The 24,174-nt window shown below is 69.5% G+C and carries 23 protein-coding genes; 15 read left to right on the plus strand and 8 right to left on the minus strand.

Going from position 1 to position 24,174, the window contains the following annotated elements; translation table 11 throughout:
* Positions 1–14: 14 nt before the first annotated feature.
* The 5 genes from CLV54_RS01680 to CLV54_RS17340 form a co-directional block, all read right to left on the minus strand.
* Positions 15–1,337, minus strand: coding sequence for an aminotransferase-like domain-containing protein (locus CLV54_RS01680; protein ID WP_100343215.1), 1,323 nt, complete (start codon positions 1,335–1,337; stop codon positions 15–17).
* A gap of 146 nt (positions 1,338–1,483) precedes the next feature.
* Positions 1,484–1,810 carry a thioredoxin gene (gene trxA, locus CLV54_RS01685; RefSeq protein WP_100343216.1) on the minus strand — a complete coding sequence of 109 codons (327 nt, stop codon included), beginning with the start codon at positions 1,808–1,810 and terminating at the stop codon, positions 1,484–1,486.
* A gap of 8 nt (positions 1,811–1,818) precedes the next feature.
* On the minus strand, positions 1,819–2,793 hold the full coding sequence (trxB, locus tag CLV54_RS01690; RefSeq protein ID WP_100343217.1) for a thioredoxin-disulfide reductase: 975 nt from the start codon (positions 2,791–2,793) through the stop codon (positions 1,819–1,821).
* Positions 2,794–3,002: 209 nt separating this feature from the next.
* Positions 3,003–4,649 (minus strand): murein biosynthesis integral membrane protein MurJ, encoded by a 1,647-nt coding sequence (gene murJ / locus CLV54_RS01695; RefSeq protein WP_100343218.1) that lies wholly within the window; start codon positions 4,647–4,649, stop codon positions 3,003–3,005.
* On the minus strand, positions 4,642–6,984 hold the full coding sequence (locus CLV54_RS17340) for a DUF6049 family protein (RefSeq protein ID WP_157802759.1): 2,343 nt from the start codon (positions 6,982–6,984) through the stop codon (positions 4,642–4,644). Before CLV54_RS17340 ends, murJ begins: the two co-directional genes overlap by 8 nt.
* 197 nt (positions 6,985–7,181) lie before the next feature.
* On the opposite strand from CLV54_RS17340, the gene CLV54_RS01705 reads away from it, so the two are divergent.
* The 10 genes from CLV54_RS01705 (at position 7,182) to CLV54_RS01750 (ending at position 15,968) form a co-directional block, all read left to right on the plus strand.
* Entirely contained in the window at positions 7,182–8,606 is a 1,425-nt protein-coding gene (locus CLV54_RS01705) for a CCA tRNA nucleotidyltransferase (RefSeq protein ID WP_100343219.1), read from the plus strand.
* 208 nt (positions 8,607–8,814) lie between these two features.
* Complete coding sequence (locus tag CLV54_RS01710; RefSeq protein ID WP_100343220.1) at positions 8,815–9,882, plus strand: inositol-3-phosphate synthase; 1,068 nt, start codon at positions 8,815–8,817, stop codon at positions 9,880–9,882.
* Between the two features lie 74 nt (positions 9,883–9,956).
* Complete coding sequence (locus CLV54_RS01715) at positions 9,957–11,201, plus strand: glycosyltransferase (protein WP_100343221.1); 1,245 nt, start codon at positions 9,957–9,959, stop codon at positions 11,199–11,201.
* Positions 11,202–11,431: 230 nt separating this feature from the next.
* On the plus strand, positions 11,432–11,818 hold the full coding sequence (rpsF, locus tag CLV54_RS01720; RefSeq protein WP_100343222.1) for a 30S ribosomal protein S6: 387 nt from the start codon (positions 11,432–11,434) through the stop codon (positions 11,816–11,818).
* Between the two features lie 5 nt (positions 11,819–11,823).
* Complete coding sequence (locus CLV54_RS01725) at positions 11,824–12,336, plus strand: single-stranded DNA-binding protein (RefSeq protein WP_100343223.1); 513 nt, start codon at positions 11,824–11,826, stop codon at positions 12,334–12,336.
* 58 nt (positions 12,337–12,394) lie between these two features.
* The gene (rpsR, locus tag CLV54_RS01730) at positions 12,395–12,658 is read left to right on the plus strand and encodes a 30S ribosomal protein S18 (protein ID WP_012039648.1); all 264 of its coding nucleotides are present in this window, start codon (positions 12,395–12,397) and stop codon (positions 12,656–12,658) included.
* Between the two features lie 10 nt (positions 12,659–12,668).
* Complete coding sequence (rplI, locus tag CLV54_RS01735) at positions 12,669–13,121, plus strand: 50S ribosomal protein L9 (protein WP_100343224.1); 453 nt, start codon at positions 12,669–12,671, stop codon at positions 13,119–13,121.
* Positions 13,122–13,538: 417 nt separating this feature from the next.
* On the plus strand, positions 13,539–14,945 hold the full coding sequence (gene dnaB / locus CLV54_RS01740) for a replicative DNA helicase (RefSeq protein ID WP_100343225.1): 1,407 nt from the start codon (positions 13,539–13,541) through the stop codon (positions 14,943–14,945).
* Positions 14,946–15,033: 88 nt separating this feature from the next.
* Positions 15,034–15,693: an HdeD family acid-resistance protein gene (locus CLV54_RS01745; protein ID WP_157802760.1), complete on the plus strand. Its 660-nt coding sequence runs from the start codon at positions 15,034–15,036 to the stop codon at positions 15,691–15,693.
* Positions 15,690–15,968, plus strand: coding sequence for a hypothetical protein (locus CLV54_RS01750; RefSeq protein WP_100343227.1), 279 nt, complete (start codon positions 15,690–15,692; stop codon positions 15,966–15,968). Before CLV54_RS01745 ends, CLV54_RS01750 begins: the two co-directional genes overlap by 4 nt.
* 166 nt (positions 15,969–16,134) lie before the next feature.
* Here CLV54_RS01750 and purB read toward each other — a convergent pair whose 3' ends face one another.
* Positions 16,135–17,520 (minus strand): adenylosuccinate lyase, encoded by a 1,386-nt coding sequence (purB, locus tag CLV54_RS01755; RefSeq protein ID WP_100343228.1) that lies wholly within the window; start codon positions 17,518–17,520, stop codon positions 16,135–16,137.
* A gap of 61 nt (positions 17,521–17,581) precedes the next feature.
* Positions 17,582–18,109 carry a low molecular weight protein-tyrosine-phosphatase gene (locus CLV54_RS01760; RefSeq protein WP_100343229.1) on the minus strand — a complete coding sequence of 176 codons (528 nt, stop codon included), beginning with the start codon at positions 18,107–18,109 and terminating at the stop codon, positions 17,582–17,584.
* Positions 18,110–18,198: 89 nt separating this feature from the next.
* Between CLV54_RS01760 and CLV54_RS01765 the strand changes: the two genes are divergently transcribed.
* A complete protein-coding gene (locus CLV54_RS01765; RefSeq protein ID WP_157802761.1) occupies positions 18,199–18,624 on the plus strand; it encodes a hypothetical protein in 426 nt (141 codons plus the stop codon).
* An 81-nt stretch (positions 18,625–18,705) separates the two neighbouring features.
* Positions 18,706–20,208: an alpha/beta hydrolase family protein gene (locus CLV54_RS01770; RefSeq protein ID WP_100343231.1), complete on the plus strand. Its 1,503-nt coding sequence runs from the start codon at positions 18,706–18,708 to the stop codon at positions 20,206–20,208.
* Between the two features lie 94 nt (positions 20,209–20,302).
* On the opposite strand, the gene CLV54_RS01775 is transcribed toward CLV54_RS01770, so the two are convergent.
* Positions 20,303–20,695 carry a phage holin family protein gene (locus tag CLV54_RS01775; protein WP_100343232.1) on the minus strand — a complete coding sequence of 131 codons (393 nt, stop codon included), beginning with the start codon at positions 20,693–20,695 and terminating at the stop codon, positions 20,303–20,305.
* A 170-nt stretch (positions 20,696–20,865) separates the two neighbouring features.
* Here CLV54_RS01775 and CLV54_RS01780 point away from each other — a divergent pair, with 170 nt between their 5' ends.
* The 3 genes from CLV54_RS01780 to CLV54_RS01790 are packed head-to-tail and all read left to right on the plus strand — an operon-like array spanning position 20,866 to position 24,174.
* Positions 20,866–21,972 (plus strand): histidinol-phosphate transaminase, encoded by a 1,107-nt coding sequence (locus CLV54_RS01780; protein ID WP_100343233.1) that lies wholly within the window; start codon positions 20,866–20,868, stop codon positions 21,970–21,972.
* 4 nt (positions 21,973–21,976) lie between these two features.
* Positions 21,977–23,098, plus strand: coding sequence for a thiamine pyrophosphate-dependent dehydrogenase E1 component subunit alpha (locus tag CLV54_RS01785; RefSeq protein WP_100343234.1), 1,122 nt, complete (start codon positions 21,977–21,979; stop codon positions 23,096–23,098).
* Complete coding sequence (locus tag CLV54_RS01790; RefSeq protein WP_100343235.1) at positions 23,095–24,174, plus strand: alpha-ketoacid dehydrogenase subunit beta; 1,080 nt, start codon at positions 23,095–23,097, stop codon at positions 24,172–24,174. Before CLV54_RS01785 ends, CLV54_RS01790 begins: the two co-directional genes overlap by 4 nt.

Below are 24,174 nucleotides of genomic sequence, written 5' to 3' on the forward strand. Positions count from 1 at the left end.
ATCAGGACTTTCTTCTAGTGCATGTCCGACGGGGGGAAGGAGTTGCGTGGCGTGCGCACCGCGTCGAGCGATCCTGTTCCGGCAAAGGTCTCGAGCAGGTCGAGCTCGCCGTTGATGACGGTCGCGAGGCGACGCACGCCGACTCTGATGCTCTCCGGCGTCGGATAGCAGAACGAGAGCCTGATGTTCTGCCGCCCGCCGCCATCCGCATAGAACGCCGTTCCGGGAGTGTAGGCGACGAGCTCGGTCACGGCGCGCGGCAGCATGGCCTTCGAGTCGAGGTGCGCGGGAAGGGTGAGCCAGACGTAGAAGCCGCCCGTCGGGTTGGTCCAGCTGAGCTCGGGCAGGTGCTCGGAGAGTGCCGAGAGCATCGTCTCCTTGCGCTCGCGGTAGACGCCGCGGAAGGTGTTGATCTGCCCCTTCCAGTCGGCGTTCTTCAGGTACTCGCTGATCACGAGCTGGCTGAACGAGCTCGGGCAGAGGATCGCCGCCTCGTTGGCGAGGATGAGCTTCTCACGGATGGCGTGCGGCGCGAGGGCCCAGCCGACCCGGAAGCCCGGCGCGAGGGTCTTCGAGAAGGTGCCCAGGTAGACGACGCCGTCGGACTCGACCGAGCGCAGGGCCTGCGGGGGCGGGCCGTCGAAGTAGAGCAGGCCGTACGGGTTGTCTTCGAGAACGAGGATGTCGTTCTGCTTGGCGATCTCGAGGATCTCGAGTCGCCGCTCCCAACTGAGCGTCACTCCCGCTGGGTTGTGGAAGTTGGGGATCGTGTACAGGAACTTGATGGTCTTGCCGGCGGCCTTGAGGGAGGCGATGTGCTCTCGCAGCGCCTCGGGGATGAGACCCCACTCGTCCATGGGCACATGGTCGACCTCGGCCTGGAAGGAGTTGAAGACGACCATCGCCGTGACGTAGCTCGGGCCCTCGGCGAGAACGACGTCTCCCGGGTCGATGAAGAGCTTGGTCACGAGCTCGAGAGCGTGCTGCGAACCGGTCGTCACGATGACGTCGTCGGCGCTGCCCTGGATGCCCTCGAGCGCCATGACCTCGAGAATCTGCTCACGAAGTGCGGGAACTCCCTGGCCAGAGCCATATTGCAGGGCCGTGGGGCCGAGGTCGCGCATCACCCGGTTGAGGGAGTCGGTCACGAGATCCTGGGGCAGGGCGGAGACGAACGGCATGCCGCCGGCGAGGGAGACGACCTCGGGCCGGGAGGCCACGGCGAAGAGGGCTCGCACCTCGGAGGCGCTCAGCCCGGCTGTGCGCTGGGCGTAGTGGTGATACCACGGGTCGAGGTTGTTGCCCGTCGTCCGGCCGGTGTTTGCCTTCTCTGACACTGACTATCTCCGTGCTGTTCGCGTGATGACGCCCGATCGTGAGGAGGTGATCGAAAGACGTGTATCAAGACTAGAGGGTCGTGGATATGGAAAGACCCCGCCTGGACTGTGCCAGGCGGGGTCGGATGTTCGTCGAATCCGGTCGCCTAGCTGAGGAAGGCGGCCAGGTCGGCTTCGAGGGCGGGCTTCGGCTTGGCGCCGATGACGGTCTTGACGACCTCTCCACCCTGGTAGACCTTCATCGCGGGGATGGAGGTGATCATGTACTTCGCCGCGGTCTGCGGGTTGTCGTCGACGTTGAGCTTGACGATCTCGATCTTGTCGGCGTGCTCTGCGCCGATCTGGTCGAGGATCGGGCTGACGGCACGACACGGGCCGCACCATTCGGCCCAGAAGTCGACGAGGATCGTCTTGTCCGACTTCAGGACTTCCTGCTCGAAGTCGGCGTCGGTGACACTGCGTGCGGTGGACATTTTTCTCCTTAGTGGGTTACTACAGCGAGTTCGTTCTCACTGGCGTCGGCCAGCGGAGCCTGTGGGAGGGACGCGAGGTACTCCTCGGCGTCGAGTGCGGCCACCGTTCCCGAGGCCGCGGCCGTGACGGCCTGGCGGTAGTGCGGGTCGATGACGTCGCCCGCGGCGAAGACGCCCGGCAGGTTGGTCTTGGAGCTGCGGCCGGAGACGGCGATCGTGCCGTCGTCGGTCAGATCCAGCTGACCGTGCACGACGTGGGTGCGAGGGTCGTTGCCGATCGCGACGAAGAGGCCCTGCACGTCGAGCGCGCTGACCTCGCCGGTCACCGTGTCGTTCAGGATGACGCCCGTGACGCCCTCGTCGCCGGTGATGCCCGTGACCTCGGAGTTCCAGACGAACTCGATCTTCTCGTTCGCGAAAGCGCGGTCTTGCATGATCTTGGACGCCTTGAGGCTGTCACGACGGTGGATGACGTAGACCTTAGACGCGAAACGCGTGAGGAAGGTCGCCTCCTCCATCGCCGAGTCGCCTCCGCCGACGACCGCGATCGTCTTCTCGCGGAAGAAGAACCCGTCGCAGGTGGCGCACCAGCTGACGCCGTGGCCCGAGAGGCGCTCTTCGTCGTCGAGGCCGAGCTTGCGGTAGGCGGAACCCGTCGCGACGATGATCGACTTCGCCTCGTGGGTCTCGCCCGACCCCAGGGTGACGCGCTTGACGTCGCCCTCGAGCTCGAGGCTCGCGACATCGTCGTAGACGACCTCGGCGCCGAAGCGCTCGGCCTGTGCCTGGAACTGTGCCATGAGGTCGGGGCCCTGGATGCCCTCGGGGAATCCCGGGTAGTTCTCGACCTCCGTCGTGTTCATGAGCTCGCCGCCCGCCTCGACCGAGCTGGCGATGACGAGCGGCTTCAGGTTCGCTCGTGCAGCGTAGATGGCGGCCGTGTAGCCGGCCGGACCCGAACCGATGATGATGATCTCGCGCAAGCGCTGTCTCCTTGACGATGACGGTGAACTACCGGAAACTGCCGGGCTGGGCAGTCACGCTGAGGGGTACAACACATCCTAGTTGGATGCTATTCCGCGGCCGGCCGGGCGTTCACAGGGTTGTGTCAGCTTGTCTCGGGCACCCGTTCCGGCCGCTTCCGAACCGCGGCCTCCACACCGCTCCCACCCCTTCTTCGGAGCGGAGGCGGCTACGGCCTGCCCCGCCGCAGCCGGCGCACGACCGGGGCCACGGCATCCGCCAGATCGGGCGAGCGCAGCATCACGAGACCCACGAAGTAGACGAGCGCCATGGCGATGCCGACGACGATCATGCACAGGATGGCGCCGAACTTCGAGCTCACGCCGAAGCCGCCGTCGCTCGTGCCGCCCAGGGCCCACAGCACCAGCAGGCCGACGAGCAGCGCCGGGAACGCGGCGATGATGTACTTCGCCATGCTCGGGGCGAAGCTGCGGCCGCCGAGTCCGCCGATGCGGCGGCGGAGCAGCACGGCCGCGAGGATGAGCTGGGCGGTGCCGGCGACCGTCGTGACGACCGCGATCCCGAGCGCGCGGACCTCGACGGGCAGCAGCAGACAGGCCACGACCCCGGCGCTCAGCAGGATCGCCTGGAAGAGCGTGAAGAAGAAGGGGGTCCTGGTGTCGCCGAGCGCGTAGAAGGTGCGCTGCACGACGAAGAGCACGCTGAAGCCGACGAGCCCGAAGACGAAGGCGATGATGAGGTTGCCGACGGCCTGGATCTCGCCGAACTCGTCGGTGTAGATGGCCGCGAAGGGGTAGGCCACGACGATGAGCACGGCCGCGGCGAGCACGATGAGCAGCCCGATCGAGCGGATGGCGGAGGAGAAGTCCGATCGCAGTGCGCCGTAGTCGGGGCCGCCCCCCTCCCCCGGGCTGCGGGGGCGCCCGTGCTCGCTCATCCGGGTGAAGTACACGGTCGCGATCGACAGGGTGATGATCGAGTGCGGCAGCATGAAGACGAGCCACGAGGTCGAGAGCGCGAACGTCGACGGGGCACCCGAGTCTCCCGCCGTGTTGGCGATGTTGGTCTCGATGAGTGCCGCGATCTGGGTGACGATGAGCATCGCGAAGGTCCAGCTGGCGATGCGCCCGGCCTCGCCGAGCCCCACTCCGCGCCAGCGGAAGTCGGGGCGGTATCTGAGCCCGATCCGCCGCCAGAAGTAGAAGAGCACGATCGCCTGCGAGGCGATCCCCAGAGTGGCCGATCCGCCGATGATCGCGATCATCGCCGGAGTCCAGAACGACGTTCCCCGAGTGCCGTCGTCGGCGCCGAAGAGCACGATGAAGAGCACGATCCCCGCGATCCCCACGACGTTGTTGAGGACGGGGGCCCAGGTGTACGGGCCGAACGACTTGCGCGCGTTGAGCACCTCGCCGAGCACGGTGTACATGCCGTAGAAGAAGATCTGGGGGATGCTCCAGTAGGCGAAGGCGGTGGCGAGGGCCAGCTGCGCGGAGGAGTACGAGCTCGCGTACAGGAAGACGATGAGCGGGGCGAGCAGCGTGGCGACGATCGCCGTTCCCGCGAGCACGACGAGTGCGATGGTCACGAGCTTGTTGATGTAGGCCCGGCCGCCGTCGAGGTGGAGGCCCGCGCGCACGATCTGGGGCACGAGCACGGCGTTGAGGACGCCGCCGGCGACGATGACGTAGATGCTGTTGGGCAGCATCGTGGCCGTGGCGATCGCGTTGCCGCTCACGCTCGTGACGCCGACGGCGTTCGCGAGCACGATGGTCTTGACGAAGCCCAGTATCCGCGAGACCACGGTTCCCGAGGCGAGGAGCAGGCTCGCGCGGCCGACGCCGCCCTCAGCCATCGCGCGGCCGCTCGGGGGTGGTCGGGTCAGGGGCGGGGTCGGCAGGGGCGGGGTCGGCGGGCGATGCGGGTGCCGTCGCGGCATCCTCGGTCGCGGCATCCGCCGTGTCACCGGCCTCGCCGGCTTCACCGGCCTCGGCGGCCGCGCGGGCCTTGCGCCGCCGCGAGATCGTGCGCAGAACGCCGAAGCCGAAGAACCCGATGACGAGCACGGCGAGGATCGTCGCGCCGATGCCCTCCCAGTCGGCGTGCACGCTCACGTTGAGGGTCGAGGGCTGGTCGATCTCCACGCCCGCGGGGCTCACGAGCTGCAGCTGCAGCGAGACCTGGCCGTTGCCCACGCGGGCCTCGACGGGCAGGCGGGCGCTCGCCCGGGAGTTGGCCTCGACCGTCACGCTCGTGCCGCTCTCGACCTGCAGGCGCCCGTTCGACGGCGTCGCGCGGATCTGCACGGTCGCCGGCAGGTCGAGGTCGTTGACGACGGTGACCGGGATGTAGGAGTCGGGCGAGGCCATCGTGATGTCGGTCGCGGGCGCGATCGTGACCGAGTGCAGCGTCGTGTAGCTCTCGACCTGGTGCGCGTTGACGATGTCGCTCCAGCCCTGCTCGTCGTCGATCCAGGAGACCGCGAGGATCGCGAGCACCTCGAGGCGCTCCCGCCCGGTGAGCAGCGCGGGGTCGGTGAGCACGGTCGCGAACTGCTCGAGCTGTGTGCCGCGCTCGACGAGCGCGCGCGTGGACGCGATGCGCGCGTCGCTCTCGGGGTGGTCGACCAGGGTCGTTCCCGTGGCCGGCGCCGAGGCCATGACGCCCTCGAGGCCGGCGGGATCCGACCACGGGGTGTCGAGGCCGGCCACCGTCTCCGAGATCCGGAACGAGGAGGGCGCCCACTGCCGGTCGAAGGTCGCGAAGACGGTGCGGGGCTGTGCGGAATCCGCGCTCGCGATGATCGCGAGCCTCGACGAGACCTCGCTCATCGCCGAACGCCACTCGGCATCGCCCGAGGAGGCCATCGCGTCGCGCAGCGCGTGCGAGACGCCGTCGTCGCTCACGATCGCACTGCTCTCACCCACGGATGTCGCGGTGATCGGCGTCTCGCCGGCCGTGGTGTTCTGCACGTTGCCGCTCGAGAGGATCGTGGTGGTCACGCCGCTCGCCGCGAAGACGGGCAGGTCGGCGGCGGTCACGGTGCCGTCGCCGGGCCAGCCGATGCCGGTGGTCGTGTAGTCCCAGTCGAGGAGCTCCTCGAGCGTGGGGGCGGCGGGGGCCTCGGTGGTCGGCTCGGGCGTGGGCTCCGCGGATGCGGTCGGCTCGGAGGCATCCGCGCTGGTCGAGGTGGCGCTCGAGGCATCGGCCGCCGGCGTCTGAGTGGGGAGGAGCTCGCTCGGCGGGTTCTGGAAGCGCGCCGCGTCGAGGGCGAAGGCGAAGGAGGTGGGCGCCAGCAGTGCGGGCAGGCCGCTCTGCGCCTGCACGGCGATGTCGGCGTCGCCGTAGGCGAGCGGGAAGATCTCGTTGCTCGCGTTGCGCAGGCGCTCGAGCCACTGCACCGCCGACTCGGGGGCGTCGCTGCCGAGGGCGCGGATGGAGGCGATGATCATCGGGTCGACGCCGATCGCCACGGGGGTGTCGGCGACTCCGTCGAGCTCGCGCGTGAGGATGCCGCTGAGGCCCGTGTAGGTCTCCAGCGTCTGCGCCGAGATGAGCCCCGTGCTGCCGGCGGGGGTGATCATGGGCAGTGCGACCGCGATCCTGGCGGGGGTGATCGCCTCCCCCGAGTACCAGACGAGCGAGCTGCGGCCCTGGGCCACCTCGTCGTCACCGGAGCGCCAGACCGCCGCGAGACCACGGGCGCCCCAGCTGTCGGTCGGGCTCAGGCCCACTTGGGCGGCGGGGATCACGATCGATCGGGTGCGCGACTCGGTGGGCCCGAGCGGCTCGGTCGTCAGCGAGGCGATCGGGCGCCCGAGGTCTGCGGGGGCGGGGGTCTCGGGAGCGGCCGTCGGCGTGCTCTCGCCGGATGCGTCGTCGCTGCCGTCGCTGCCGTCGCCGCCGTCGCCACCGGGGTGCAGCCACGCATCGAGGGCCGCCGTGGTCTCGAAGCGGGAGCCGGCGAGCGAGACGTCGAGCGTGCCCGCCGGGATGGTCGTCTGTCCGTCGTTCTCGAGGGTGAGGGTGAGGGTGAGGTCTTGCCCGGGTGTGAGCTCTCCCGTTCCGGCGGGGCTCAGCTGCAGGGTGACACCCTCTGTGGCGGCCTGGGCGGCGGTGGGGAAGGCGATCGGGAGGGCGACGACGGTCGCCACGAGCAGTGCGAGGGCGAGCAGGGCCTGCAGCGTCATCCTGCCCGCGGATCGTGCCGACGGCCGGGGATTTCGCGAGTGCGGGAGCACCGTGGCGCTCGGGCCCGGGGGGGCCACGGGCGCACGTCGATCCCCAGCAATCGACTCAGCCACCATAGAGGCGATTCTACGATGACGAGCCCCGGCGAAAGCTGGACGGCGCGGCCTGCCTGCGACGGGCAACTACCATTGAGCGCATGCAGAGCGTCGCGGCAGCCCTCGAACGCCTCCGTGAGCTGGCAGCCTCCCCCGTCGTCTCCCGGGTGGCGCGAGCCTTCGACGACGCCGGCTACGAGCTCGCCCTCGTCGGCGGCCCCGTGCGCGACGCGTTCCTCGGCCACCGCTCCGTCGACCTCGACTTCACGACGGACGCCCGGCCCGACGACATCCTTCGGGTGCTCGCCCCCATCGCCGACTCGCACTGGGAGATCGGGCGCGAGTTCGGCACGATCGGCGCCCAGTTCAGCGGCGAGACGGTCGAGATCACGACCTACCGGGCCGACAGCTACGACGGCCGCTCGCGCAAACCCGAGGTCGTCTTCGGCGACACCCTCGAGGGCGATCTCGTGCGCCGGGACTTCACGGTCAACGCCCTCGCGCTGCGGGTTCCGCAGATCGTGCTCGTCGACCCCTCCTCGGGCGTCGACGACATGGTCGCCGGCCGGCTGCGCACCCCGAGCGCTCCCGCGGTCTCGTTCGGCGACGACCCGCTGCGGATGATGCGGGCCGCACGGTTCGCCTCGCAACTGGGTTTCACGCTCGACGACGCCACCCGCGAGGCGATGGTCGGGCTCGCGGACCGCATCACGAACATCTCGGCCGAGCGGGTGCGCGACGAGATCGTCAAGCTGCTGAAGACCGAGCATCCGCGGGCCGGTCTCGACCTCCTCGTCGACACGGGCCTCGCCGAGCTCGTGCTGCCCGAGCTCCCCGCGCTGCGCCTCGAGATCGACGAGCACCACCGCCACAAAGACATCTACGAGCACAGCCTGACCGTGCTCGATCAGGCCATCGAGCTCGAGCACTCGCGGCATCCGGGCGCCGAGCCGGATGTCACGCTGCGGCTCGCCGCGCTGCTGCACGACATCGGCAAGCCCGCCACCCGCAGGCTCGAGCCGGGCGGGCTCGTGAGCTTCCACCACCACGACGTCGTGGGCGCCAAGCTCGTCAAGAAGCGGCTGCGCGAGCTGCGCTTCGACAACGACACGATCGCCTCGGTCGAGCGCCTCATCGAGCTGCACCTGCGCTTCTTCGGCTACACGGAGGGGGCCTGGACCGACTCCGCGGTGCGCCGGTACGTGCGGGATGCCGGCGACGAGCTCGAGCGCCTGCACATCCTGACCCGCGCCGACGTGACCACCCGCAACCGCCGCAAGGCCGACCGCCTCGGCTTCGCCTACGACGACCTCGAGGAGCGCATCGCGGTTCTGAGCGAGGAGGAGGAGCTCAAAGCCGTGCGGCCCGATCTGAACGGCGAGCAGATCATGGCGATCCTGGGCCTCTCCCCCGGTCGTGAGGTCGGCGAGGCCTACCGCTTCCTCATGGAGCTGCGTCTCGACGAGGGACCGCTCGGCGAGGAGGAGGCCCGCCGCCGCCTCGAGCAGTGGTGGGCGCAGCGCTGACGCGGCCGGCACGCCGCTGACGCCGCCGCGCACCTCGCCGACCCTGCCGGCACGTCACGGAGCGTCGCCCAAGTCGATGATGCATCTACATCAGGTCTACAGTGGGTTCCTGGCCCCGCATCCGACGGCGCACTCCCTTCCCCTGTCGACAACCCGACGCTGAAGCTGCGCGCCGCGGGGAGCGCAAGAACTTCGAGGAGTCCAGTCCATGGGAATCAAGGTCGCCATCGCCGGCGTCGGCAACTGCGCCAACGCGCTCATCCAGGGCGTCACCTTCTATCGCGACGCGAGCGACGACGAGCCGACGCCGGGGCTCATGCACGTGCGCTTCGGCGACTACCACGTGGGCGACCTCGAGTTCGTCGCGGCCTTCGACGTCGACGCGAGCAAGGTGGGCGCCGACCTCGCCCAGGCGATCTGGGCCGGTCAGAACGCGACCCTCCGCTTCGCCGAGGTGGAGGCCACGGGCGTCGTCGTCGACCGCGGGCCCACCCTCGACGGCATCGGCGAGTACTACCGCGACGAGATCGAGGAGTCGGACGCCCCCGCCGTCGACGTCGCCGCGCGGCTGCGCGAATCCGGCGCGGAGGTGCTCGTCTGCTACCTGCCCGTGGGCTCGGACGAGGCGGCCAAGCACTACGCCCAGGCCGCACTCGACGCGGGTGTGGCCTTCGTCAACGCGATCCCCGTGTTCATCGCGAGCGACCCGGTGTGGGCCGCGAAGTTCACGGATGCCGGCCTCCCGATCGTCGGCGACGACATCAAGAGCCAGCTCGGCGCGACCATCACGCACCGGGTGCTCGCCCGCCTGTTCGAGAGCCGCGGGCTCATCCTCGACCGCACCTACCAGCTCAACGTGGGCGGCAACATGGACTTCAAGAACATGCTCGAGCGCAAGCGCCTGACCTCGAAGAAGATCTCGAAGACCCAGTCGGTCACAAGCAACCTCGACGCCGAGATCCCCGCGCGCGACGTGCACATCGGCCCGAGCGACCACGTGCCGTGGCTCGAGGACCGCAAGTTCGCCTTCATCCGCCTCGAGGGGCGCGGCTTCGGCAACGCGCCCGTGAGCCTCGAGTACAAGCTCGAGGTCTGGGACTCGCCCAACTCGGCGGGTGTCATCATCGACGCCGTGCGCGCCGCGAAGATCGCCCTCGACCGCGGTCTGGGAGGCCCTGTCGAGGCCGCGGCCGCCTACTTCATGAAGTCTCCGCCGAAGCAGCTGCCCGACGACGTGGCCCGTGAGCGCCTCGAGGCCTTCATCCACGAGGCCTGAGCGCGCGGTGCGCCGGGTCCGCCGAGTGCCGCGCCCGCAGTGCGCTCGCCCGGCGGGCGGGGCAGGATGAGGGGATGAGCGTGTCCCGGGTCTGCTTCGTCAGCGTGCACACCTCGCCGCTCGCCCGGCCGGGAACGGGGGATGCGGGCGGCATGAACGTGGTGGAGCTCGCGCTCGCCGAGGCGCTCCAGGCCCGCGGCATCCGCGTCGAGATCGTCACCCGGTCGAGCGCACCGGATGACGCGGGGCTCGTCGTCCTCCCGAGCGGCGTCGCCGTGCGCTCCCTGCGCGCCGGGCCGCAGCGTCCCGTCGCCAAGGAGGATCTCGCCGCGGTCGTGCCCGAGTTCGCCGCCGCGATGGCGCGGCTCGAACGCCCCGACGTCGTGCACTCGCACTACTGGCTCTCGGGGCTCGCGGGCGTGCAGGCCGCGCGGGGCTGGGGGGTTCCGCACGTGCAGAGCTTCCACACCCTCGGCGCCATGAAGAACGCGAGCCTCGCGCCGGGCGACCGCGGCGAGCCGGTGGCGCGGATCGAGGCGGAGCGCCGGATCGTGCGGCACTCGCGGCTCGTCGTCACGACGACCGAGGCCGAGCGTGACAGCGTCGTGCGCGACTACGGGGCCTCGCCGTCGCGCGTCGCCGTGGTCGCCCCCGGGGTCGACGACGTGCTCTTCCACCCCGGCGCCGTGCCGCCCTCCCGTCGCGCGCCCCTCCTGCTCGTCGTCGGGAGGGTGCAGCCGCTCAAGGCGCAGGATCTCGCGATCAGGGCGTTCGCCCGCCTCGACCCGGCGCTCGGCGCCGAGCTCGCCATCGTCGGCGAGCCCACTCCCGGGGCCGACGGCTACCTGCGCGAGCTCGAGGCGCTCGCCGCCCGTTCGGGCGCCGGCGGGCGGATCCGCTTCCTGGGCTCGCAGAGCCGGGCGGATGTCGCGCGGCTCATGCGCGAGGCCGCCGTGCTGCTCGTCCCCTCCCACTCCGAGAGCTTCGGTCTCGTCGCGCTCGAGGCGGCCGCGAGCGGAACGCCGGTCGTCGCCCGGCGCACCCAGGGCCTCGTCGAATCCGTGCGGCACGGGGTGAGCGGCATCCTCGTCGACGGCGGGGCCCCCGGCGGAGAGGACGAGGCGGAGGAATGGGCGCGCGCGATCGCAGCCCTGCTGGCCGACCCCGAGCGCCAGGCGGAGCTCAGCGCGGACGCTCGTGCGTGGTCCGCTTCCCTGTCGTGGTCGGGGGCGGCGCAGCGGCTCGGCGAGCTCTACCTCCTCGTCTCCACCCACCCCACTCCAACCCACCCCACTCACAACGACGGACTTTCCGCCTAAAACGCGTCTGAATCGGCCCGAAGCGCGCAGAACCGGCGCGATCTCCGTCGTTGTGAGTGGATGTGAGTGGGAGGGCGAGACGGGGTGGGATGTCCGGGCTCGCTTAACCCCGCGGCATCCGCTAACCTAGGCAGGTTGTCCAGACGCCATTCGGCCGAGGGCGACCGATGTACAACCCTCCTGTCACAGACCGTCTGTGACCGTTCTAGTCCAAAGGAGGTGGGTTAGTCATGCATCAGTACGAGTTGATGGTCATCCTCGATCCAGAGATCGACGAGCGCACCGTGGCTCCGAGCCTCGACAAGTTCCTCAACGTGGTGCGCAACGACGGCGGAACCGTCGACAGCGTGGACATCTGGGGCCGACGTCGTCTGGCTTACGAGATCAACAAGAAGACCGAAGGAATCTACGCCGTCGTGCAGCTCACGGCGAAGTCGGAGACCACGGTCGAGCTCGACCGCCAGCTGGGCCTCAGCGAAGCCGTCATGCGCACCAAGGTCCTGCGCGCAGAAGAAGGCATCGCCCAGGTCGCAGAGGCCAAGAAGCTCGCCGACGAGAAGGCGGCCCGCAAGGCCGCGGCTCCCGCCAAGACCCCCGCGGTCGCGAAGGAAGCCTAAGTCTCATGGCAGGCGAGACCGTAATCACCGTGGTGGGCAACCTCACCAGCGATCCGGAGCTGCGTTACACGCAGAACGGGCTGGCGGTCGCCAACTTCACCATCGCCTCGACGCCGCGCACCTTCGACCGTGCGAGCAACGACTGGAAAGATGGCGAGGCTCTGTTCCTGCGCGCGAGCGTCTGGCGTGAATTCGCCGAGCACGTCGCGGGAACACTGACCAAGGGGGCCCGGGTTATCGCAACGGGACGTCTCAGGCAGCGGTCGTACGAGACGAAAGAGGGTGAGAAGCGCACCTCGATCGAGCTCGAGATCGATGAGATCGGTCCCTCGCTGCGTTACGCGACTGCGTCGATCACCCGCACCTCGTCCTCCTCACCGCGCGGTGGCTCCTCCGGCGCAGCCGGCGGCCCTGCCGACGAGCCGTGGGCGCCCAGCGCTCCGTCGTCAGGCGGCGGGGATGTCTGGAACACTCCCGGCGGCGGTGGCGGAAGCTACAGCGACGAGACCCCCTTCTAAAGCTCCGTATGTCACCGGGCCGTCGTGCCCGTGACTCTTCACATCAAAGGAAATCAACATGGCTGGAAAGAGCAGCGGCGATCGCCGCAAGCCGCTCCGCGGGGCCAAGGGCGGAAAGAACGCCGCTCCCGCGAAGTCGATCCGCGTTGGTGTCATCGACTACAAGGATGTCGCGACACTGCGCAAGTTCATCTCCGAGCGCGGCAAGATCCGTGCTCGCCGAATCACCGGGGTCTCCGTTCAGGAGCAGCGCCTCATCGCCCGTGCCGTGAAGAACGCACGCGAGATGGCGCTCCTCCCCTACGCCGGCTCAGGCCGTTAAGGAGTAACGCATGTCCAAGGTAATTCTCACGCATGAGGTCTCCGGCCTCGGCTCGGCCGGTGACGTCGTCGAGGTCAAGAACGGCTACGCGCGCAACTACCTCGTTCCCCAGGGCTACGCCGTGGGGTGGAGCCGTGGTGGCGAGAAGCAGGTCGAGCAGATCAAGGCCGCCCGCGTCGCCCGCGAGCACGCCACGATCGAGGAGGCCCAGCACCTCAAGCAGGTGCTCGAGGCCAACAAGGTCAAGCTGACGGTCAAGGCCGGCACCGGCGGTCGCCTCTTCGGCTCGGTCAAGACGGCCGACATCGCCGACGCGGTGGCCGCAGCGGGCTTCGGCTCGCTCGACAAGCGCAAGATCGAGATCACCACGCCCATCAAGGCGACCGGTGAGCACGAGGCGACCATTCGCCTGCGCGACGAGCTCACGGCCACGATCACCCTTCAGGTGGTCGCCGCCAAGTAGGCGCGCAACGCAAATTGTTACGAGTGTAGCGGTGGGCCAGTCCCACCGCTACACCTATTTAAGTGCGGATTTTGTACAGCTTTGTACACAGCCGGAGAACCCCTCGTCAACATTCAAGGTCAGGTCTAAACAAGTTTTTGCCCACAGGGCTGTGGCATTTTAATCCCTGATCAACGGCGATTTACTAGCAAAAACTTTTCCCTTGTCCACAGGGGATCCCACAGTTTCTACACACACGCGTCGGCGTTTCGCGCATATTCTCCACAGCGTTGTCCACAGGCTTGTTTGTGCCGGGGTCGTGCCGGTCCCTAGTGTGGGTCAGCACCGTCGGCAGGGGGGAACGCCGCACGGCATCCCCGGGATGTCAGCGGTGCGACGCAGACTGGTACAGGCAGGTTCGAACGGAAGAGGGGCAGAGTGTCGATAGCTCATCTCGGTCTGGCAGGCGATTCGCGGAATCCCGGTGACTCCCGGTACGGCGGATCGACGGGAGGCGACGGCCGCAACAGTGAGCGCACACCGCCCCACGACCTCCTCGCCGAGCAGAGCGCCCTCGGCGGCATGCTCCTGAGCAAGGATGCCGTCGCCGACGTCGTCGAGACCGTGCGGGGCATCGACTTCTACATCCCCAAGCACGAGATCATCTTCGACGCGATCCTCGCGCTGTACTCGCACGGCGAGCCCACCGACGTCATCGCCGTCACCGACGAGCTCACCAAGATCGGCGAGCTCTCCCGCGCCGGCGGCGCCGACTACCTGCACACGCTCACGAGCCTCGTGCCCACGGCGGCCAACGCCGGCTTCTACGCCTCGATCGTCGCCGAGCGCGCCCTCCTGCGCCGGCTCGTCGAAGCCGGCACGCGCATCGTGCAGATGGGCTACTCGGGCGAGGGCGAGGTGCTCGACCTCGTCAACAACGCTCAGGCCGAGATCTACCAGGTCACCGGCAACACCGACAGCGAGGACTACGTCCCGCTGACCGACGCCGTGAACGTCGCGATCGACGAGATCGAGGCCGCCAAGCACCGCGACGGCCAGATGACGGGTGTCCCCACGGGCTTCGCGCAGATGGACCAGCTGACCAACGGCCTCCACCCCGGCCAGCTCATCATCATCGCCGCCCGTCCGGCGCTCGGAAAGTCGACCCTCGCCCTCGACTTCGCCCGTGCGGCGGCCATCAAGCACGACATGCCCACGATCTTCTTCTCCCTCGAGATGGGGCGAAGCGAGATCGCCATGCGCCTGCTCTCGGCCGAGGCATCCGTGCCCCTGCAGAACATGCGCAAGGGCACCGTCGACGCCCGTGATTGGACGACGATCGCGAGCACCCGCGGCCGCATCAACGACGCGCCGCTCTACATCGACGACAGCCCCAACATGACCCTCGTCGAGATCCGCGCGAAGTGCCGCCGTCTCAAGCAGCGCGTCGGCCTCAAGATGGTCATCATCGACTACCTGCAGCTCATGACGAGCGGCAAGCGCGTCGAGAGCCGCCAGCAGGAGGTCAGCGAGTTCTCGCGTGCGCTCAAGCTGCTCGCCAAAGAGCTCCAGGTGCCGGTGATCGCACTCTCCCAGCTCAACCGCGGCCCCGAGCAGCGTGCCGACAAGAAGCCCGCGCTGAGCGACCTCCGCGAGTCGGGCTCTCTCGAGCAGGATGCCGACATGGTCATCCTCCTGCACCGCGAGAGCGCCTACGAGAAGGAGAACCCGCGTGCGGGCGAGGCCGACCTCATCGTCGCCAAGCACCGCAACGGCCCGACCGACACGATCACGGTCGGCTTCCACGGCCACTTCTCCCGCTTCGCCGACATGGCGGTCGTGTAGGCGGTCGCCCCGCGCCCCGAGCGCATCCGGCGGGCTGCCTCAGCGCGTAAACTGTCTGGGTCAGTCAGTACGAATGGAAGAGGCCCTCGTGACCACGTCCCAGGACGCCGCCCCTGTCGGGGATCGCTACTGGGTCATCCCCGTCGCGCGTGGAGTCGTCGCCGCGATCGCCGCGGTGATCGTGACCTTCAACGCCGACCACTCCGCGCAGCTCGGCCTCGTCGTCTTCGGCGGCTTCGGCATCGTCACGGGCCTGCTCGTGGCCGTCGTGAGCTGGCGCACGATGGTCGACGGCGTGGGGCGCGCGTTCTTCCTCGGCCAAGGGCTCATCGGCGTGGCATCCGGAATCGTGGCCCTCGTCGCCAACGACGCCGGCAACTCCTTCTTCGTCTACCTCGTGAGCGTGTGGGCGGCCCTCAGCGGCTTCCTCGAGCTCTACAGCGGGTTCCGCTCGCGCCGCACCTCGCCGGCGGCCCGCGACTGGCTCGTCATCGGCGTCATAACGGCGGTGCTCGCGCTCGTCTTCCTCCTGCTCCCCATCAACACCAACGCCGTCGTCGCGGTCGGGCTCCTCGGGGCGTACACGGCGATCGTCGCCGTCTACCTCCTGATCGCGGGACTCTCGCTCAAGTGGTCGCCGGCCTCCCCCGCGGCCGACTCTTCGACCCAGCCGGCTCCATCCGAGGCCGGACACGGCACCATCACCCGGCCTGCATCGCCAGACCAGAACACCGAGACCGCTTCGTGAGCAGCAACGACAAACCCAAAGCCCGCAGAGAAGACGTACTCAGGCCCGTGGAGCTCCTCGTGCTCTCCGGCGTGCTCGGAGTCTTCACCGGGCTCATCACCCTCATGGCGACGCGCGACTTCGTGCTCGCGGCCATCGGCCTGGGGGTCGCGTTCATCGTCTCGCTCGTGCTGCTGGCGATGTTCGCGCTCAGTATGAAGCCGGATGCCGGCGAGGCCGTCGACCTCGACGAGCAGAACGGCGACACCCCGCCGCCGCCCGTCAGCCCGCACTGACGCCGGGTCCCGGCATCCGCTCGTCTTCTTCTGTCTGAACTCAAAACGACGGAGATTCGCCCTTTTTCGGGGCCCCCGTGCGTGAAACGGGCCGAAAACGGGCGAATCTCCGTCGTTTGGAGTTCACCCGTGCGAGTCAGCGGTGACGGGAGGGATGCGGGGCGGCTCAGGCGTCGAGGTAGTCGACGAGCTCGTCGGCGAGGCCGATGTAGCCGGCCGGGGTGAGCTCGAGCAGGCGGGCCTTGGCCTCGTCGCCGATCTCGAGGGCCGAGACGAAGGCCACGAGGTCGTCCTGGCCGATGCGCTTGCCACGGGTGAGCTCCTTGAGCAGAGCGTAGGGGTCTTCGATCGTGCTGCGGCCGGCGGTGACCTCCGCGCGGATGACGGTCTGGATCGCCTCGCCGAGGATCTCCCAGTTCGCGTCGAGGTCGGCCGCGAGCCGCACCGTGTCGAGGTCGATCTCGCCGAGGCCGCGGCGGATGTTGTCGAGGGCGAGCAGGGAGTGGCCGAGGCCGACGCCGATGTTGCGCTGGGTGGTCGAGTCGGTGAGGTCGCGCTGCAGCCTGGAGGTCACGAGGGTCTCGGCGAGGGAGGCGAGGAGGGCCGAGGAGAGCTCGAGGTTCGCCTCGGCGTTCTCGAAGCGGATCGGGTTGATCTTGTGCGGCATGGTCGACGAGCCCGTCGCACCGGCCTGCGGGATCTGCCGGAAGTAGCCGAGCGAGATGTAGGTCCAGACGTCGGTCGCGAGGTTATGCAGAACGCGGTTGGCGTGCACAACGCGCTCGTAGAGCTCCGCCTGCCAGTCGTGCGACTCGATCTGGGTGGTGAGCGGGTTCCAGCCGAGGCCGAGGCCCGTGACGAACTCGCGTGAGATCGTCGGCCAGTCGGCCGTGGCATCCGCTGCCCGGTGGGCCGCGAAGGTCCCGGTCGCGCCCGAGAACTTCCCGAGGTACTCGGTCGCATCGATCTGCGCGCCGATGCGCTCGAGGCGGTAGACGAAGACGGCGAGCTCCTTGCCCATGGTGGTGGGCGTCGCGGGCTGGCCGTGGGTGCGGGCGAGCATGGCGTCGGCCCGGTGGCGCCGGGCGAGCTCGCGCAGCAGCGCGATGACGGAGCGGTAGGCCGGCATCCACACCTCGGTGACGGCGGCCTTGACGGTGAGCGCGTAGGAGAGGTTGTTGATGTCCTCGCTCGTCGCGGCGAAGTGGGTGAGCTCGGCGATCGAGTCGAGTCCGAGGCTGCTCAGGCGGCGGCGAACGAGGTATTCGACGGCCTTCACGTCGTGGCGGGTGGTGGCCTCGAGCTCGGCGAGCTCATCGATCTCGGCCTGGCCGAAGTCGCTCACGAGCGCGCGCAGCGACGCGATCTGGGAGGGGTCGAGGGGCTTGGAGCCGAACATGCCCCGCTCGGTGAGGGCGATGAGCCACTCCACCTCGACGTGCACGCGGGCGCGGTTGAGCCCGGCCTCGGAGAGGTGCTCGCCGAGCTCGGTGACGGCGGTGCGGTAGCGGCCGTCGAGCGGACTGAGCGGCTGGGGAGGAAGGTGGCTCATCGGATTCCCGTTCGTGATGGTGCGTGATTCGTGATGGTGCGTGTGCGGCGCAGCGGGATGGTCACCGCGTGCTGGATCGGATCGCCGGCTCGATCTGTCGGAAAAGGGCCGTGCTCGACCTCTCTATCATGCCCAAGACCGCGTCGAACATCGCATCGTCGGAGTAATAGGGGTCGGGAACGTCGACGTTCCCGCCGGATTCCGGGTCGAAACTGCGCAGCAGGTGGATCTTGCCGTGGTCGCGTGCGTCGTTCGCCCACGATCGGAGGATGCGGTCCTGGCTGCGGTCGAGGGCGACCACGATGTCGAGCTGGCCGTACCAGGCCGACTCGAACTGACGGGCGCGGTGGTGGCTGCCGTCGTAGCCGCGTTTGGCGAGTGCGGCGATCGTGCGCTCGTCGGCCTGCTCGCCGACGTGCCAGTCGCCCGTTCCCGCCGACGTCGACACGACCTTGCCGGTGAGCCCGGCGCGCTCGACGAGTTGCCGCATGACGACCTCGGCCATGGGCGAGCGGCAGATGTTGCCCGCGCAGACGAAGCAGATGCGGAAGGGTATCTCAGCCTCGTCGGATCCTGATGCGAAGCTCATAGGCCCATTCTGGCCTTGATTCCTCTCCTGCACACCACTGCGAAGGGCGGCGGATGCCCCAGAAGCGAGCTGCGCGTCGAAAGCGGGCCGTGACGCTCGCGAAGCTGGTCGTGGCGTCGTGGCGTCGTGGCGTCGTGGCGTCGTGGCGTCGTCGTGGTGTCGGAACGTGTTGTCGGAATCGAGGGAAGGAAGAGGTCGCGGTGGAATCGGAGGTCATCGAGGTCATCGCCCGGCAGGCCGCTGTCGTGCGGTCGGTGCGCGAGGAGGCGGAGGCCGGCCGGGCGCTTGTCGAGTCCGTGGGCCGCACCGAGGGATGGCGGTCTCCCGCGCAGCGCGCCTTCGCGGTGCGGGCGCGGGAGCTCTCGGTGACGCTCGAGCTGCTGCTGGGGCAGCTGGGGCACACGGCAGCGGCGCTCGAGCGGGCGGCCGCGGCGCGGGCACTCGCGGGGGTCGACAGTGTCGGTGGTGCCGAGAGTGTCGGTGGTGCCGAGCTCGGCGAGGTGTGGTCGCGGTGAGGGGGCAGAGGCAGGGAGAGAGACGGATGTGTCGCCCGGCTCGGCATGACAGTGCGGGCGAGGTGCGGGGCGAGTGGGAGCATGAGTGACGGGCTGGTCGTGGGCGGCGGCGGGCCGATCGTCGTCGCCACCGAGGAGCTGCTCGCGTGCGCGGCATCCTGCGCGGCCGTCGCGGCGCAGGCGGAGGCATGGGCCGCGCGGCTTCGGGCCGTGAGCGCGCTCGTGCCGGGAGCCTCGGTGCGGTGGGGCGATGAGGCGGCATGGAGCCTCATCGAGGCGGGTCTCACCGCGACGCGTCTGGGGGAGGACGCGCAGAGGCTGCGGGGCGAGCTGCTCTCCTCGTCCGACGACTATGTGCGGGCGGAGCAGACCCTGGCGCGCATCAGCGGCAGCTGGGGCTCGATCCTGGGCTACTCCGGCGGGCTGCTGTGGCCGGCGCTCGCGCTCGCCGCCGTGCCCGCGCTTGCGACGGCGGGCACGGGAGCCGTTCTCGCCCTCCTCGGCACGTCGATGCTGCGCGGGCGTTCACCGGCTTCAGTGCTCTCCGCCGTGTCGGCCGCGGTTCGCGGCCGGCCCGAGCTCTACAGCAACCCGGCCGTCGTGCACCTCGTGCGCGTGCTCGTCTCCTCGGCCGACGACGCGATGCTCGGGGCGGCTCGGATCCCCCGGGCCCCCGAGCGGTCCGGCTCCGGGCGGTCGGGCGGGGAATCGGGGGCGGGGGCCCTCGGGATCACGGGCGCCGCGACCGTCGTGTCGTGGGCGGTGCGGCCGGCAGGGCTCGGCGAGACGCCCGTCGCGGTGCGCCGGGCGGGGGTCTCGGTCGCCGCGCCACCACGGGGCTACGCAGAGCTGGCGGCGCGGATGCCGTCGTCGGCGTCCGGCTCTGCGCAGATCCGCATCGAGCGCTACGAGGTGCCCGCGCCGCCGTCCGCGTCCACCCCCACGGGCGCGCACCGCACCCGCTGGATCGTCTACACGGGCGGCACGATCGACTCCGGGCTGCGCACGGCCTCCGAGCCGTGGGACATGGCCTCGAACCTGGCGGGCATCGCCGACGATGGCGGTGGCTCCTACCGGGCGACGCTCGAGGCGATGAGGGCGGCCGGTATCGAGCAGGGCGACGAGGTGCTGAGCGTCGGATACTCGCAGGGCGGTCTCGTGGCGGCGCGGATCGTGGAGTCCGGCGAGTTCGCCTCGGCAGGGCTCGTGACCTTCGGGTCTCCGAGCGAGCAGATCGCCGCGCCGGAGGGTGTTCCCGTCACGGCGATCCGCCACGAGGAGGACCTCATCCCGGCTCTCGGCGGAATGGCCGATGCCGAAGCGGGTCGCGGTTCCGATCCCGGCGCGGTCGACGGCAGGCTCACCGTTCGGCGGGCGCTCTTCGACGAGTCACCGCCTCCGAGCGACGAGGCGTTTCCCGCCCACTCCTTCGAGCGCTACCGCGAGACCGCCGCCCTGCTCGACGAGTCGGGTGAGGAGCGCATCTCGCGCGCGCGGGAGGGCATCGAGACGTTCACCGCGGGAGCCCACGGAACGAGCGTGCTCTACCGGGCGACCCGGGTGGAGCAGGGCGAGACGAGGTGAGGTGAGGTGGGCTGATGCCGAGGCGATACGAGTGGGTGCGAGTGCGAGTGCGAGTGCGAGTGCGGGTGCGGGTGCGGGTGCGGGTGCGGGTGCGTCAGCGCCGGCCGGCGAGCGGGCGCAGGATGAGCCCGAGCAGCCAGGAGATGATGCCGAGCACGATCGCGCCCAGCACGCCCCACCAGAAGCCGTCGATGTAGAGGCCGAAACCGAAGAGGCCGGAGATCCAGGCGACGAGCAGCAGCAGCAGTCCGTTGACGATGAGCGCGAGGAGGCCCAGGGTGAGGATGTAGAGGGGGAACGCGACGATCCGCACGACCGTGCCGACGACGCCGTTGACCACGCCGAAGATGAGGGCGAGGAGCGCGTAGGTGAGGATCGTGGCGAAGGTGTCGTCTGCGTAGGCCTCGACCCGCACGTTCGGCGCGAGGATGAGGGTGGTGATCCACAGGCCGATGCCGTTGACGATGAGCGAGATCAGGAAGCGCATGCGACAACTATGACATCACCCGCCACTGCGCTGTCAACGGTGTCGTGGCGATCCGGCGGCGATCCGGCGACCGGCGCGCGGTGACCGACGGCGGGCGATCGCGCGGCCCGGGCGTATCGGGCGGCCAAGACATAACGAACCCGGAATGGGCCTGCCAGTAGGGTGAAACAGTGAGTACGCCAGAGGTTCCCCCCGTCAGACTCCGACCCGAGATCGTGGCCATGGTGCCGTACCGGCAGGGCAAGGCGGCCTCTGCGGACGCCTACAAGCTCTCCAGCAACGAGAACCCCTTCGACCCCCTGCCCGGGGTGCTCGAGGCGATCGCGGGCGCCACGGCGATCAACCGCTACCCGGATGCCACGGCGCTCGCGCTGCGCACAGCGCTCGCCGAGCGTTACGGGGTGACCCCCGACGGCATCCAGGTGGGCTCCGGCTCGGTCGCGGTGCTCACCCAGCTCGTCACGGCGGCGGCGGGCCCCGGTGACGAGGTCGTCTTCTCCTGGCGCTCCTTCGAGGCCTACCCCGGCATCGTCGCCGTCGCGGGGGCGACCCCCGTCGCCGTGCCGAACCGCGCCGACCACGGGCACGACCTTCCCGCGATGGCGGCGGCGGTCACCGAGCGCACACGGGCGCTCATCGTCTGCACTCCCAACAACCCCACCGGCGCGATCGTCACGGTCGCCGAGTTCCACGCGTTCATGGCGAGCGTGCCGCGCGACATCCTGGTCATCCTCGACGAGGCCTACATCGAGTTCGTGGGCGATCCCGACGCGGTGCGCGGTCCCGAGCTGCTCGCGCAGTACCCCAACCTCGTCGTCCTGCGCACCTTCTCGAAGGCCTACGGGCTCGCCGGGCTGCGGGTCGGCTACGCGATCGGACCGGTCGCGATCCTCGACGCCGCGCGCTCCTCGGCCATCCCGCTCTCGGTCACCGCGCAGGCCGAGACCGGTGCGCTCGCGAGCCTGGAGCACGAGGAGCAGCTGCTCGAGCGCGTCGTCGCCATCGCCGAGCGTCGCCACGAGATCTGGAACCAGCTGATCGCGCAGGGCTGGAGCGCCCCCGAACCGCACGGCAACTTTCTCTGGCTGCCCACGGGCGAGGCGACGGATGCCGCGGCCGCGGCCTTCCACGAGGCCGGGCTCGTCGTGCGCCCCTTCCACCCCGACGGCATCCGGATCTCGGTGGGAGAACCCGAGTCTGTTGAGAAACTCCTAAGGGTTTCGGCTGAGATTGTCGGGAAGCTACCAAACGGGCATCCCGGACGCAGGGTAGCTTAGAACGGTGGCCGCACAAGAAACCCCCACGGTTCAGTTCCTCTCACCCGAGGGCGTGCTCGAGCCCAACGACTCCGCCGCCGAGTTCGCGTCGTATCTCGACCGGCTCGGCGAAGACGACTATCGCCGTTTCTACCGCGACATGGTCGTTGTGCGGCGCTTCGACATCGAGGCGGCGAACCTGCAGCGCCAGGGCCAGTTGGCGCTCTGGGTTCCGAGCCACGGCCAGGAGGCGGCGCAGGTCGGCTCCGCCTACGCGACGCGTGCGCAGGACCACATCTTCCCCTCCTACCGCGAGCACGTCGTGGGCATGATCCGCGGGCTCGACCTCGTCGACATCCTGCGGATGCTGCGCGGCGGCACCCTCGGCGGCTGGGATCCGGAGCAGAACGGCAACTTCCACCTCTACACGCTCGTGCTCGGGGCGCAGACGCTGCACGCCACCGGCTACGCGATGGGCATCCAGTTCGACGGCACGACGGCGACGGGCGATCCCGAGACCGACGAGGCCGTGATCGTCTACTACGGCGACGGCGCCTCCTCGCAGGGCGACGCGAACGAGGCGCTCGTCTTCGCGGCGAGCTACCAGACCCCGCAGGTCTTCTTCCTGCAGAACAACCACTGGGCCATCTCGGTGCCCGTCGAGCGCCAGTCGCGCACGCCGCTGTACCGCAGGGCGAGCGGCTTCGGCATCCCCGGAACCCAGATCGACGGCAACGACGTGCTCGCGAGCTTCGCGGTGACCGCCAAGTCGATGGACGACGCCCGCTCCGGCAAGGGCCCCGCGCTCATCGAGGCGCTCACCTACCGCATCGGTGCGCACACCACCGCCGACGACCCGACGAAGTACCGCACGAACGCCGAGCTCGAGTCGTGGGTGGCCCGCGACCCGATCGTGCGCTTCCGCCTCTACCTGCAGGGCCTCGGCGTCGAGCAGCAGTTCCTCGACGCCGTCGACGAGGAGGCGGCGGATGTCGCGGCCGATGCGCGCCGACGCACCCTCGAGCTCCGCGCCCCCGACCGCAGCGTGATCTTCGACAACGTCTACGCAGAACCGCATCCGCGTATTCAGGAGCAGAAGGCCTGGCTCGACGAGTTCGAGGCATCGTTCGAAGGTGATGAGGCATGAGCGAGAACACAACGCTGGAGACGGGGCTCGCCGGAACGGGCAGCGCGCCGGCATCCGCTTCGACGCCCGGAGCCGCCGAGGCCGGATCGCAGACGCCGACGACCGCGCAGCTGCCTCTCGGCAAGGCGATCAACGCCGGCCTGCGCCGCGCGATGCTCGACGACCCGAAGGTGCTGCTGATGGGCGAGGACATCGGCCCGCTCGGCGGCGTCTTCCGTGTGACCGAGGGGCTGCACGCCGAGTTCGGCCCCCAGCGGGTGCTCGACACCCCGCTCGCCGAGGCGGGCATCATCGGCACCGCGATCGGCATGGCGATGCGCGGCTACCGTCCGGTGTGCGAGATCCAGTTCGACGGCTTCATCTTCCCCGGCTTCGACCAGATCACCACCCAGCTCGCGCGGATGCGCAACCGGCACGAGGGCCAGCTCTCGATGCCCGTCGTCATCCGGGTTCCCTACGGCGGGCACATCGGATCGATCGAGCACCACCAGGAGAGCCCCGAGGCCTACTTCGCGCACACGCCGGGCCTGCGGGTCGTGAGCCCCTCGAACCCGAACGACGCCTACTGGATGATCCAGGAGGCGATCGCCTCCGACGACCCCGTGCTGTTCTTCGAGCCGAAGAGCCGGTACTGGCCCAAGGGCGAGGTCTCCTTCGCGCAGAGCGGCGGGCCGCTGCACGCGAGCCGTGTCGTCCGCGAGGGCTCCGACGTCACCGTCGTGGGTCACGGCGCGATGGTCAGCGTGCTGCTGCAGGCCGCCGAGCTCGCCGCCGAGGAGGGCACGAGCCTCGAGGTCGTCGACCTGCGCTCGATCTCGCCTCTCGACTTCGGCCCGATCCTCGACTCGGTCGCCACGACGGGGCGGCTCGTCGTCGCCCAGGAGGCGTCCGGGTTCGTGAGCGTCGGCTCGGAGATCGCCGCGACGGTCACGGAGCGCTCCTTCTACTCGCTCGAGGCTCCCGTGCTGCGGGTGTCCGGGTTCGACACCCCCTTCCCGCCTGCCGCGGTCGAGACCCACTTCCTTCCCGGCGTCGACCGGATCCTCGAAGCCGTCGACCGGGTTCTCGCCTACTGA

The organism is Compostimonas suwonensis, from assembly GCF_002797855.1.
In the GTDB taxonomy this organism is placed as follows: domain Bacteria; phylum Actinomycetota; class Actinomycetes; order Actinomycetales; family Microbacteriaceae; genus Compostimonas; species Compostimonas suwonensis.